Source organism: Citrobacter sp. Ce129 (assembly GCF_030334545.1).
Classification (GTDB): Bacteria; Pseudomonadota; Gammaproteobacteria; order Enterobacterales; family Enterobacteriaceae; genus Citrobacter; species Citrobacter europaeus.
Window position 1 is genome coordinate 15484 of the sequence record NZ_JAOWDS010000058.1, and the last position, 12672, is coordinate 28155.

The window sequence follows — 12672 nt, forward strand, 5'->3', positions numbered from 1 at the left end:
TTTTACATCAAAAAAGCGCGAAAAAGCAGGTTGTTAGTGGAGAAAAAAGCCCATCCAGAGATGGGCTAAAAGTTCCACGGCAACTAAAACCTTCGTCTTTCTCCCTACAGCTGTGTTGGTTGCTTTCGCTCACCCCAGTCACTTACTTATGTAAGCTCCCGGGGATTCACTCAATTGCCGCCTTGCTGTAGCAAGAAATCCATTGGTTATTACATCCTCTGCACGTTTTTATGTGAGAGTGTAAAAGTTAAATTAAACGCTGTAGTACAGCTCAAACTCTACCGGGTGCGGAGTCATGCGCACGCGGTCATCTTCTTCGCGACGCAGCGTAATGTACGCATCGATCGCTTCATTGGTGAACACGCCGCCTGCTGTCAGGAACTCACGGTCCAGATCCAGTTCTTTCAGTGCTTCTTCCAGAGAACCAGCAACCTGTGGGATCTCTTTTGCTTCTTCCGGCGGCAGGTCGTACAGGTTTTTGTCCATCGCTTCGCCCGGGTGGATCTTGTTCTTAATACCGTCAAGACCAGCCATCAGCAGCGCTGCGAAGCACAGGTACGGGTTAGCAGCCGGGTCCGGGAAACGCACTTCGATACGACGCGCTTTCGGAGAAGCAACTACCGGAATACGGATAGAAGCAGAACGGTTACGGGCAGAGTAAGCCAGCATTACCGGCGCTTCGTAGCCTGGGACCAGACGCTTGTAGGAGTTAGTGGTCGGGTTCGCCAGGGCGTTGATCGCTTTAGCGTGTTTGATTACGCCGCCGATGTAGAACAGCGCCTGCTCAGACAGACCCGCATACTTGTCACCGGAGAACAGGTTTACGCCGTTCTTGGACAGAGACATGTGGCAGTGCATGCCGGAACCGTTATCGCCGAACATTGGTTTTGGCATAAAGGTCGCGGTTTTACCGAAACGGTGAGCGACGTTGTGAACGACATATTTGTAGATCTGAATCTCATCCGCTTTTTTGGTCATGGTGTTGAAGCGGGTTGCGATTTCGTTCTGGCCAGCGGTAGCAACTTCGTGGTGATGCGCTTCAACGACCAGGCCCATCTCTTCCATGATCAGACACATGGTAGAACGGATGTCCTGAGAAGAATCTACCGGAGGAACCGGGAAGTAACCGCCTTTCACGCCAGGGCGGTGACCTTTGTTACCACCTTCGTATTTGGTGGAGGAGTTCCATGCGCCTTCGATGTCATCAATAGCCACATGGGAACCGGAAATAGACGCGCCGAAACGGATGTCGTCAAACAGGAAGAATTCTGGCTCTGGCCCGAACAGAACGGTGTCTGCGATGCCGGTAGAGCGCAGATACTCTTCAGCGCGTTTAGCGATGGAGCGCGGATCGCGGTCGTAGCCCTGCAGCGTACCTGGTTCCAGGATATCGCAACGGATGATCAAGGTAGACTCTTCATAGAACGGGTCGATGAGTGCAGTAGACGCATCTGGCATCAGAACCATGTCTGATTCGTTAATGCCTTTCCAGCCACCGATTGAGGAGCCGTCAAACATTTTGCCTTCTTCAAAGAATTCGGCATTTACCTGATGAGCAGGAATAGTGACGTGCTGTTCTTTACCTTTGGTATCAGTGAAGCGTAAATCAACAAACTTCACTTCGTGTTCGTTCAGCATCGTCAAAACGTGTTCAGCGGACATACTTACTCTCCCGGATTGGTCATGGTCGTCGTGGTAACGAAGTCTTCAATTCTGCAAAAAATTGGCCGTGTCGCCGTAAAAAATATAAAGCGAAATCTGTGCCAACTTTTAAATTGCCCCTAAAAGGCGTTATCATGCGCACTATCGTGCAAAGGGGCTGCACCATGAAGGTAGTATTGCACCATTATAGTGCTTTAATGTGAACATTAAGCACCATATTGGTGCAAAGCATGTCAGATTACCCCTTTTAACGCTCCGTGAATGTGATCACAAAGAAACTCTGCAATACTTGTTTGCGGAGGATGTTTGTGATCCTGTTTTGTACTGCGATTAATCCGTGTACAATAACGCGCTATTTCTAAAATGCCTGAGGCAAAGTTGTGATCGAAAATTTGCGTAACATCGCCATCATCGCGCACGTAGACCATGGTAAAACGACCCTGGTAGACAAGCTGCTCCAACAATCCGGTACGTTCGATGCACGTGCTGAAACCCAAGAGCGCGTGATGGACTCCAACGATTTGGAGAAAGAGCGTGGGATTACCATCCTCGCTAAAAACACCGCTATCAAATGGAATGACTACCGTATCAACATCGTTGATACCCCGGGGCACGCCGACTTCGGTGGTGAAGTTGAACGTGTAATGTCCATGGTCGACTCCGTGCTGCTGGTGGTGGATGCAATGGACGGTCCGATGCCGCAGACGCGCTTCGTGACCAAAAAAGCCTTTGCCCATGGCCTGAAGCCAATTGTTGTTATCAACAAAGTTGACCGTCCTGGCGCGCGTCCTGACTGGGTTGTTGATCAGGTATTCGACCTGTTCGTTAACCTCGACGCTACCGACGAGCAGCTGGACTTCCCGATCGTTTACGCTTCCGCGCTGAACGGTATCGCAGGTCTGGATCACGAAGACATGGCTGAAGACATGACTCCGCTGTATCAGACCATCGTTGATCGCGTACCGGCTCCGAGCGTAGACCTTGATGGCCCGCTGCAGATGCAAATCTCTCAGCTGGACTACAACAACTACGTTGGCGTAATCGGCATCGGTCGTATCAAACGCGGTAAAGTTAAACCGAACCAGCAGATCACTATCATTGATAGCGAAGGCAAAACCCGTAACGGTAAAGTCGGTAAAGTCCTGACTCATCTGGGTCTGGAACGTATTGAGAGTGATATTGCCGAAGCAGGCGATATCATCGCGATCACCGGTCTGGGCGAACTGAACATCTCCGACACCATCTGCGACCCGCAGAATGTCGAAGCGCTGCCGGCTCTGTCCGTTGATGAACCGACCGTAACCATGTTCTTCTGCGTAAACACCTCTCCGTTCTGTGGTAAAGAAGGTAAATATGTTACCTCTCGTCAGATCCTTGACCGCCTGAACAAAGAGCTGGTGCACAACGTTGCCCTGCGCGTTGAAGAAACCGAAGATGCGGATGCGTTCCGTGTATCTGGTCGTGGTGAGCTGCACCTGTCTGTTCTGATCGAAAACATGCGTCGTGAAGGTTTCGAAATGGCGGTTTCCCGTCCGAAAGTAATCTTCCGCGAAATCGATGGCCGTAAACAAGAGCCGTTCGAAAACGTAACGCTGGACGTCGAAGAGCAGCATCAGGGGTCTGTCATGCAGGCTCTGGGTGAGCGTAAAGGCGACCTGAAAAACATGAATCCAGATGGCAAAGGCCGCGTACGTCTTGACTACGTGATCCCAAGCCGTGGTCTGATCGGCTTCCGTTCAGAATTCATGACCATGACTTCCGGTACCGGTCTGCTGTACTCCACCTTCAGCCACTACGACGACGTTCGTGCGGGTGATGTGGGTCAGCGTCAGAACGGCGTTCTGATCTCCAACGGCCAGGGTAAAGCAGTTGCGTTCGCACTGTTCAGCCTGCAGGACCGCGGTAAGCTGTTCCTGGGTCACGGTGCAGAAGTTTACGAAGGCCAGATCATCGGTATTCACAGCCGCTCTAACGACCTGACTGTAAACTGCCTGACCGGTAAGAAACTGACCAACATGCGTGCGTCTGGTACTGACGAAGCAACGGTTCTGGTTCCACCGGTTAAGATGACTCTGGAGCAGGCTCTGGAATTCATCGATGACGACGAACTGGTAGAAGTTACCCCAACTTCTATCCGTATCCGTAAGCGTCACCTGACTGAAAACGATCGTCGCCGTGCAATGCGTGGCGCGAAAGAAGAGTAATTAACGCTCTTCCTCAGGTAAGCATAAAAAAGCCGCTGATTTCAGCGGCTTTTTTTATCATCAGGAGGATCAGAAGAAATACTTTGCCCCGACACGAATCTGGTTTTGTTCACGATGATAGGGCTCAACATTGCGATCTAACCAGCGTAATTCCAGATAGGGCAGCCAGTGTTCATTAATACGATACTTAAAGGTATTAGTAATTTCCCAGTGATGATCTTTTCCATTGCTGCTATTGAAGTCATTGACGCGCATAAAATAGTGCGGTTCAAAGGTGTAGGAGAATTTATCGGTAATGGTAAAGTTCCAGTAGTTACCGATTTCATAGGTGTCATTATTATCCAGATCACCATTTAAATCAGTTGAACTGTAGTTATTATGGTTATATCGATTCCGCACGGTAAGATTAAACCACGGAGTAAATTTATAGTTAACATCCAGATAAACAGCTCCGCCTGAACCAATACTCTTATCGTTTATTAATCCTCCTGGCTGGATTGTTAATTTATCTGTCGGTTTAAATAATGGATACCAGCCCTCTATTTCGTTATAGCCGTGTTTTAACTCATCCTTGCGTTGCATAGTATAGGTGTTGGTGAGCATGATACCCGCGCCCATATCGGAGTTATAACCGACACGCAGCATGACTTCCATTTGGTCGGACGCCAGATTATATGCTTCGCGGTTTTCTACATAGACTCCAGCAAAAGCAGAGGTTGACACCACAGAGGATAGGAGAATTATTGTCGTTAATTTTTTCATGATAAATCCATTTTTTAAGCGTAGGGAGGCCGCCATCCATTGGGATGGAATAGGCGGCTATTATTTTTATACTTTTACAGCAGAGGTATTCTTTTTATTGGTAATAGGGTCCGGTTGGATGTTGTTTTTCTTCCGTTGGCTGATTTCCTCAATAATAAAAGCAAAACGTGTTTCGTTAAGTTTATAAAAGAAGCCCATCGTGAGTGCTGCAATAATCGCAAGACCGCAGGGCCAGAGAAAAATAAGCTGACGCAAACCGAGCAGGGTGGCATCGCTCTGGGCTATGTTAGGGATATAACCGATTTGCGTCAGCATGATGCCCGGCAGGAAGCCTGCGAGCGCAGCAGATATTTTGCGAGAAAAGGTATAACCCGTATACACCGAGCCTTCCGCGCGGATCCCTGTTTTCCATTCGCCATAATCGACCGTATCCGGAACCAGCGCCCAGTTCAGGCTGTTAACAAAAGCGGTTCCGAAGAAGGCCATACAGGAGAACGTCACGAATAAGAATGATGTACCGCCCCAGAAAAAGTTCAGCACATCACCGATAGCCCATAGTGCCAGACCGCCGAGATAAACCTGTTTTTTACCGAAGCGTTTTACAGCCGTGGGAACCAGCAAGACCCCAACCAGAATGCATCCCATGCTGAAGAAACCCATCCACGACAGCAGATGTATATCGTTGAGTACGTACTGGGTGTAATACACCTGAATCGCCAGCTTAATGTTGAATGCCGCCAGCGTGCATAGGTTGGCAACACATAGCACCAGTAGTGGAGGGTTACGGAAAATGGCGCAGAACGATTTGAGAATACTGGGTTTATGGTGATCCGGCACGATTTCGATATAGCGTTCTTTCACACCGCTAAAGCACCACCACATACTGAACAGTCCGCAGACAGAGAAGAGCAGTGCGGCAATCAGATAACCCAGCGAAGGCGAACTGACAAATAGAGCCTGAATTGGCATAAATCCAACGGTACACAGTAAGAGACCTACGGTAGCGCCGCCCTGACGCCAGGCAGCGAGCTGAGCGCGTTCATGCGGGTTTTTAGTGATCGCAGGCACCATCGCGCCGTAGGAGCAGTTCATCAGGCTATAGAACAGACCGAACAGCATAAACAACACCGTTGCCAGTCCGGTTTTCACCGTTAGCGTAAAATCAGTCGCTAAAAACTGCGCGCTGGCAACGACTGCGACAGGAAACGACGCATACAAAATAAAGGGCCTGAATTTCCCTTTTGCGCCAATGTTACGCCTTGAGTCCAGCAATACACCGGTTAACATATCAGTGAAGGCGGTGAAGAACTTCGCCACCAAAAAGATAATCCCACCGTAATACGCCGGCATCCCTAGTTCATCGGTATAAAATTTAAGCAGATACAGCGTACCGATACACAGCATCAAATTTGAGCCGAAGTCACCCACTCCGTAGGCGAATTTTTCACGCAGGCTCAGTTTTAGCGTTAGCGGATCATGAAAAGACATAATCGCTCCTCAATAGCGCTCCGTAGAGCGCTATTCGTTATTATTATCAAACGGGTTGTTTACGTGCTTCTATCTCTTCAACGATGCGGACATACATCTTCTCGTTAAGATTGTAGAAACAGCCCATAGCTACAATGGTGATTACCGCCAATGCGCAGGGATAGATAAAGATCAACTGGCGCAAACCTTCGACTGTACTTGCAGACTGCACCACGTTGGGGACGTAGCCGATTTGCGTCAGCATCCAGCCAGGGAAGAAGCCAGCCAGCGCTTGTGACACTTTACGAAAGAAGGTGAAACCGGTGTATACCGTACCTTCAGAGCGTACGCCGGTACGCCATTCGCCATATTCCACCGTGTCCGAGACCAGTGCCCAGTTCAGGCTGTTAACGAATGCTGAGCCGAAGAACGCCAGGCACGAGAAAGCGACAAAGCTGACGGAACCGCCGCCAAAGAAGTAGTTAAGCAGATCGCCCGCGACCCAAATCAACAAACCGCCTATGTAGACCTTTTTCTTGCCGAAACGTCTGACCATTCCCGGCATCAAGAAGACGCCGATGAAGATACAACCCATGCTGAAAAAGCCCATCCAGGAAAGGAGGATCGGGTCGTTCAGTACGTACTGGGTGTAATAGACCTGAATCGCCAGCTTGACGTTAAACGCGCCAAGTGTGCAAAGGTTGGCAACGCACAGAATAAACAGCGGGCGGTTACCTGCGATGGCGCGGAAGGATTGCAGTAATCCCGGTTTTTGCGCGGCATCAACGGGTTTCACTTCCACGTAGCGTTCTTTTACCCCGGCATAGCAGAGCCACATAAACAGCAGACCAAACAAAGAAAATAACGTGGCGGCGAAGATATAACCCAGTTGCGAGTTGCCTTCGATCAGGTTCATTACTGGAACAAAGCCGACGGTACACAGCAACAAACCAAGGGTTGCACCACCTTGCCGCCAGGCGGCCAGCGATGCGCGTTCGTCAGGATTTTTCGTAATAGCGGGAACCATCGCACCATAAGAGCAGTTCATCATGCTGAAGAACAATCCGTACAGCATAAACAGCACCGTTGCCATGACCGTTTTACCGGTTACTTCAAACGGTGTACCGACAAAATTGGCAATTGCCAGCAAGGTAACCGGAAATGCGGCATATAAAACGAACGGACGGAATTTACCTTTCGGACCGATTTTGCGGCGCGAATCGAGCATAATTCCGGTGCCCATATCGGTAAATGCGGTAAAAAATTTGGCGATAAGGAATATGATACCGCCATAAGTTCCTGGTAAACCAAGGACATCGGTGTAAAACTTGAGTAAATAGAGCGTACCAATGTCCAGAAGGATATTGGAACCTAAATCACCCATCCCATAGGCGAGTTTTTCTTTGAACGGCAAGCGTAGGGTTGCCGGATTAGAGGAAGTCTGACTCATTATTATTCTCCATGTGCCCGCGAGTTTACCCGCGGGCGAGCCGCATTAGATGTTGCGTAAGGTGGCAAACAGTGACGCCCATTCACTCTTCGCGCGATAAAACACCGGAGGCTTGCCAATAGGCGCATCTACGGTAATTTCTCCGCCCTGAGAAGTTTCCCCAGTCCAGACGTTTACCCAGCTATCCTCCGGCAGATACAGCGTCCAGTTTTGCTGACCTTGTTCGTGAACCGGCGCAACCAGCAAATCCTGCCCCAGCAGGTACTGATATTTCAGGGTATAGGTCCGCGCATCGTCTTCGTAATGCAGGAACAGCGGGCGCATCACCGGCAGACCAGTAGCGCTGTTTTGCGCGACCGCCTGTTTGAGATACGGTTTCAGGGTGGTAAAGACGGTGGTCATACGGGCAAAGTGGGCGATGGTTTCTGCATCACCATCAAACTGCCAGTTATCGCCAGGGCGGTTACCTTCGTGGGTGCGCATCATTGGCGTGAAGGCGCTAAAATCACACCAGCGCAGCAGTAGCTCTTTGCTGCGTTTCATGTCAAACAGGGTGGTGTAACCGCCGATATCGCTGTGGTGCAGACCGTGGCCGGTCATCGCCAGCGACAGCGCCGCAGGAACGACGGAAGCCAGACCATCGTCGAGGCTCCAGTCAACGTTCTGATCGCCTGCCCACATTATGGTGGAGTATTTCTGGCTGCCGGTGTAGCCCGCACGCATAAAGAACAGGATCTCGCCGAGTTTGCCGGTCTCCTGTAACGCTTCGTAGTTACATTTCGCCCACAACGCGGGCCAGGCGTTATGCATAATTTCAGCGCTGACACCGTTATGCAGATACGTATCGGTCGGCAGGTATTCGCCAAAGTCGGCCATCCAACCGCCGCAGCCCAGTTCAATCATGTTCTTTTTGATGACTTCTTTGAACCAGGTGTAGGCTTCGGGGTTGGTCAGATCGACCACGCCGCCGTAAAATTCACCAAACTCAACCAGATAGTCAGCGCCAGAGGCGTCTTTCGCCAGATAGCCATGTGCAGCGGCTTCGGCACAGAGATCTTTATCGCTGGCGACGTACGGGTTGATGTAGGAGAGAAACTGCACGCCTTCTTCTTTCCACTGCTTAATACGGCTATCCAACTGCGGATAGTTGTCGCTGTTCCACTTCCAGTTCCACATCACGCGCTTGCCAAAAGAAGTCATGCGGATCCCGGACCAATCCTGCGCCCAGATGCCGTTTACTTTCACGCCTGCGTTACGCATAGTGTCCAGTTTGTTCTGGCAAATCTCAGTACCGCCCTGAATACCGAGCGTGACGCCATCGTAGATCCAGTCCGGTAGCTCTGGCTGGCGTCCTAGCAGTGCAGTCAGTTTTTCCAGCAAAGAGATGTAGGTGTCTGCGCATTCAAAGCGAAGAGTGGTTTTATCCTCCCACAATGCCAGTTCGTGGTACTCCGGCGCGCTGAAGTCGAAATTCATATAGCAGCTGTTATCCACGTGGCAGTAGTATTTCTGCGTACTGACAAAGGTCGGCTGCGGGAAGAAGGTCCAGTAGTAGTCACCGCCGGCATTTTCTTTACAGTCTGCCTGCCAGGTGACATAGCTGTTTTTGTTACGGCCCACGCCCTGTTCGCTGGTCCACAGTGGAAATGGCTTTCCGCGCAAATCGAAGTAAGAGAATTGTTCGCCGCAGCCGTAAATATGATCGTCCGCCCTGGCGGCCAGGCGCAGCCAGATACGGTTATGGCTGAGATCCTCGTTGTGCAGATCCAGCTTCAGGCGTCCCTGTTCATCGGTGGAGATGTGCAGCGTGGCGTTGATGGTATTACCGCGGCTGAAATCTACCCGCCAGCCTTCAGGCGACTCGCTTACCGTGGCGTCGGTCAGAGCAATCTTCTCATTGAGCTTGTCTTTAATGCTGAAGTTGCCGCGAAACATGTCAATGTCGGCAACGCCAGCGCCGATCCACAGGCAGGGGAGTTCTGTGCTGTGACGCAAAATCAGGCGCTGGTGGTATGTTAAAGCAAATCCATCAGGTAATGATGTGAGTTCTAAGGCGGTTGACCGTTGTTGTAGCGAATTCATTATCGTCTCCGTAAACATAGGGTAATTCGGTAATTTGTCGGAAATCTGTTATTCACTGCCGATTAAAAAATGCATTTGATGTGTTTCTCCGGGCGGGAGATGAATCAGGCTAATCCCGGAGTTAAAGGCGTTTGGTGGGCAGGTCATCGGTTCAACCGCCAGGCCGCGCCGTGCTAATTTCTCGCCGGTATATATCTGCAGCCAGGGCTGGTGGCTGCGTAAAAAGGTAGACATGTTTTGCGATTGACTGGTGATCCTGACTTCCCACTCTGCATTAGGTGACAACGTCCTGAAGGTATGATCGATAGTGGTCTGCGCAATGCGTCGCGGTGTAATGAAACCCCGCTCGTCACATGTTTCTTCACTAGCCGGGAGCGTTAATTCACAGTCATCGATAGGGTGCAGATTGCAGGTCAAGTAGGGATGTGCCCCCGCGCCATAGGGTGCAATTTCGTCACCCACATTCTGCGTCCGAATAATGACGTGCAATCCGCACTCTGCCTCCAGTCGGTAAATCACCTCTGAAACCAGCGCAAAGGGATAGCCATAAGAGGGCGGCAGAAAAATCGTCAACGACACTTCCGTGTTCGACAGTTGATTAATCTGCCAGTCCCGCCAGGCCAGTAATCCATGGATGGCGGTATGTGAAACAGGGTCGTTAACGGCAAGTTGGAAGGTCTTGCCGTTATGTTGATAGCAGCCATCTGCAACGCGGTTTGGCCAGGGAACCAGCACTTTTCCTAAATGTGCCAGCGGCATCTCTTCCGGCTTATGCGGAATAACAATGTGACGCCCACAGTGCGTCAATTCTGCTAGTCCCGCACCAACTGTGACGATTTTCGCCTGGAAGTTTCCGGCTTGAAGTTGAATGGTTTTTCCACCGTTATGCATGGCTGCTCACCTTGTTACTTATTTAGCGTTGATATCCAGCAGACCGGCAGCCACCGCCGGAGCAAGGCCCGGAGCCAGTGGTAGACGGGGGATCACCAGGCAGTGCAGCAGGTGATAAATGTCCTGCTTACCGTCCCAGACTTTGGTGGTCACCTTGTTATCGGTGTCCAGCTCCTGCCACCATGAACCAGTCTCGTAATCCATCAGATATGTGATGCAGTAATCCCACCACTTCTGGTACCAGGCTTCGTACTGGCTATCGCCGGTGAGGGTATACAAGGCATAGGCGGTACCCATAGCTTCGACTATTGGCCAACGCACTCTTTCGCGAACGATGGGTTTACCGTCCCAGTCCACCGAATAGACAAAACCATCCGCACCGTCCGGTGCCCAGGCATCACGGATGGTGGCGTGGAACAAGCCTTTGGCATCTTCCAGCAGCCATGCGGGAGGCGTTTCAAAACGGGCTTCCAGCGCGGCATGCAGATGCAGCATCAGGCGGCCCCACTCGATCCAGTGGCCCGGTGTGCCACCGTAGGCGCGGAAACGGTGAGCTGGATTATCCTTGTTGTAATCGCGAATTGGGTTCCACTGTGAATCGAAGTGCTCGTTGACGCGATACTCCCCGCTGCGGGCCACGTCGTGAATAATCACCGATGCAATACGCAATGCGCGATCGAGCCATTTACGGTCATGGGTAACGTCATAAACGATCAGAAAAGCCTCGACCGCGTGCATGTTGGCGTTACCGCCGCGGTAATCTTCCGTCTGGCTGAAGGCTTCGTCCCAGGATTCCAGGCACATCTGCTCGTCTTCGCTCCAGAAGTACTGTTCGATCACCTCGATGGCGTCATCCAACAATTGTCTGGCCTGCGGATGACCGGTGGTGACCGCACTTGCCGCGCCAAGCAAGACGAAGAAATGCTGATAGCCTTGCTTGGAGGCGTCCATTACCCCTTCGTCATTTACGCAGGCGTACCAACCGCCGTAGCGTGTGTCGCGTAGCGCACCGTTCAGCGCTTTAATACCGTGATCGACTAGCTGATATGCGCCAGGGCGACCCATTGATGCGGCAACGGAGTAAACGTGCAGCATACGGGCGGTGATCCACAAATGTGTCCCCATATCTGCTCTGACCTGGCCACTGTTTCCCAGCCAGCCAAATCCGGTGGGTACCGCCGCGTTCTTACCAAAGTTAAAGATGCGGTCGGTTTCCTGCTCCAGCCAGCGGTTGTGGCTTAGGGTGTTAAACCATTTCATTCTTCGATCCTCTTAGCGGCGGGCCATCATTTCATCGACGATATCGCCCAGACGCTGCAATTTAGGCGCGGAAACATCACGCAGCATCAGTTCGGTATCTGGCAGGCCAACAACCGATGACCAGACCGCACGTCCGGCCAGGAAGCCAGATGCGCCTGCGGTCATTGCTACGCTGACTGCGCGCGGGAACAGTTTTTCATCCACACCAGAGGAGAGAATGACCCACGGCATGTTGATGTTTTCATTCAGGCGCTGAGAGGCGCTTAGTAGTTCTTGTTGAGTACCTTTGCCGTACAGCGGCATTTCGACCTTGTAGAGATCGGCACCGCTATCACCCAGTTCTTTTGCGGCATCGATAATGGCCTGTTCGCGATCGAACTTATCGCCACGACGCGGTGGGCGAACAACCGGCTCGATGATGCTAAGCAGGCCATTGGAATGGCATAGCTCATTGAATTCTTTCACCATATCAAGACGCTGCTGAGCATCTTCATCGCTACGCCACAGCACCAGCAGTTTGAGAGCCTTAGCACCATCTTGCTTCACGGCTTGCGGGTTGATTTTTTTATCAATCACCACGCTATCGACCGGAATACCGTTACCCGGAATGAACTCATCAGCGGCCACAATCATGGCGCAGCTTTTGGCGACCGCGTTTTGCTCTACAACCTGGCGGTAGCAGAACTGCTGGTCGACCAAAATGGCGGAGGCATAGGGGGACAGGATCTTTGCCGCATTGACCTTGAAATCGGTCAGCACGCTGTCATTGACCGGGGATTTTGCACCCGCTGCGGCAAACATTAAGCGCATGGCTTCGCGCTGATCGACCGCCAGCATGGCAAAACCGCCAGAAGCTCGGGTGATATCTTTCAGGGTGTACTTCGTCATTGTTCA

The 12672-nt window shown here is 51.3% G+C and carries 9 protein-coding genes; 1 reads left to right on the forward strand and 8 read right to left on the reverse strand.

All coding sequences use genetic code 11. The annotated features are described in order from the left end of the window. Window positions 1-252: 252 nt before the first annotated feature. Window positions 253-1662 carry a glutamate--ammonia ligase gene (glnA, locus tag OGV77_RS09055; RefSeq protein ID WP_003028638.1) on the reverse strand — a complete coding sequence of 470 codons (1410 nt, stop codon included), beginning with the start codon at window positions 1660-1662 and terminating at the stop codon, window positions 253-255. Window positions 1663-2042: 380 nt separating this feature from the next. Here glnA and typA point away from each other — a divergent pair, with 380 nt between their 5' ends. Then, window positions 2043-3866 (forward strand): ribosome-dependent GTPase TypA, encoded by a 1824-nt coding sequence (typA, locus tag OGV77_RS09060; RefSeq protein WP_008786988.1) that lies wholly within the window; start codon window positions 2043-2045, stop codon window positions 3864-3866. Between the two features lie 69 nt (window positions 3867-3935). On the opposite strand, the gene ompL is transcribed toward typA, so the two are convergent. From ompL to yihT, 7 genes are all read right to left on the reverse strand, one after another. Further along, a complete protein-coding gene (gene ompL, locus OGV77_RS09065) occupies window positions 3936-4628 on the reverse strand; it encodes a porin OmpL (protein WP_043018875.1) in 693 nt (230 codons plus the stop codon). A gap of 66 nt (window positions 4629-4694) precedes the next feature. Next, on the reverse strand, window positions 4695-6116 hold the full coding sequence (locus tag OGV77_RS09070; protein WP_043018876.1) for an MFS transporter: 1422 nt from the start codon (window positions 6114-6116) through the stop codon (window positions 4695-4697). A gap of 46 nt (window positions 6117-6162) precedes the next feature. Next, window positions 6163-7545 (reverse strand): MFS transporter, encoded by a 1383-nt coding sequence (locus OGV77_RS09075; protein WP_003825308.1) that lies wholly within the window; start codon window positions 7543-7545, stop codon window positions 6163-6165. Between the two features lie 45 nt (window positions 7546-7590). After that, window positions 7591-9627: an alpha-glucosidase gene (locus OGV77_RS09080; RefSeq protein WP_087050724.1), complete on the reverse strand. Its 2037-nt coding sequence runs from the start codon at window positions 9625-9627 to the stop codon at window positions 7591-7593. A gap of 48 nt (window positions 9628-9675) precedes the next feature. Next, window positions 9676-10518 carry an aldose-1-epimerase gene (locus OGV77_RS09085; protein ID WP_087050723.1) on the reverse strand — a complete coding sequence of 281 codons (843 nt, stop codon included), beginning with the start codon at window positions 10516-10518 and terminating at the stop codon, window positions 9676-9678. 18 nt (window positions 10519-10536) lie between these two features. Further along, window positions 10537-11778 (reverse strand): sulfoquinovose isomerase, encoded by a 1242-nt coding sequence (gene yihS, locus OGV77_RS09090; protein ID WP_043018879.1) that lies wholly within the window; start codon window positions 11776-11778, stop codon window positions 10537-10539. Window positions 11779-11790: 12 nt separating this feature from the next. After that, window positions 11791-12666 (reverse strand): sulfofructosephosphate aldolase, encoded by an 876-nt coding sequence (yihT, locus tag OGV77_RS09095; protein WP_043018880.1) that lies wholly within the window; start codon window positions 12664-12666, stop codon window positions 11791-11793. Between the last annotated feature and the right edge of the window lie 6 nt (window positions 12667-12672).

What these genes read in the sequence shown, in the direction of transcription:
- glnA (WP_003028638.1), bottom strand. Translation starts at nt 1,662, where the DNA reads ATGTCCGCTGAACACGTTTTGACGATGCTGAACGAACACGAAGTGAAG.
- ompL (WP_043018875.1), bottom strand. Translation starts at nt 4,628, where the DNA reads ATGAAAAAATTAACGACAATAATTCTCCTATCCTCTGTGGTGTCAACC.
- OGV77_RS09070 (WP_043018876.1), bottom strand. Translation starts at nt 6,116, where the DNA reads ATGTCTTTTCATGATCCGCTAACGCTAAAACTGAGCCTGCGTGAAAAA.
- OGV77_RS09075 (WP_003825308.1), bottom strand. Translation starts at nt 7,545, where the DNA reads ATGAGTCAGACTTCCTCTAATCCGGCAACCCTACGCTTGCCGTTCAAA.
- OGV77_RS09080 (WP_087050724.1), bottom strand. Translation starts at nt 9,627, where the DNA reads ATGAATTCGCTACAACAACGGTCAACCGCCTTAGAACTCACATCATTA.
- OGV77_RS09085 (WP_087050723.1), bottom strand. Translation starts at nt 10,518, where the DNA reads ATGCATAACGGTGGAAAAACCATTCAACTTCAAGCCGGAAACTTCCAG.
- yihS (WP_043018879.1), bottom strand. Translation starts at nt 11,778, where the DNA reads ATGAAATGGTTTAACACCCTAAGCCACAACCGCTGGCTGGAGCAGGAA.
- yihT (WP_043018880.1), bottom strand. Translation starts at nt 12,666, where the DNA reads ATGACGAAGTACACCCTGAAAGATATCACCCGAGCTTCTGGCGGTTTT.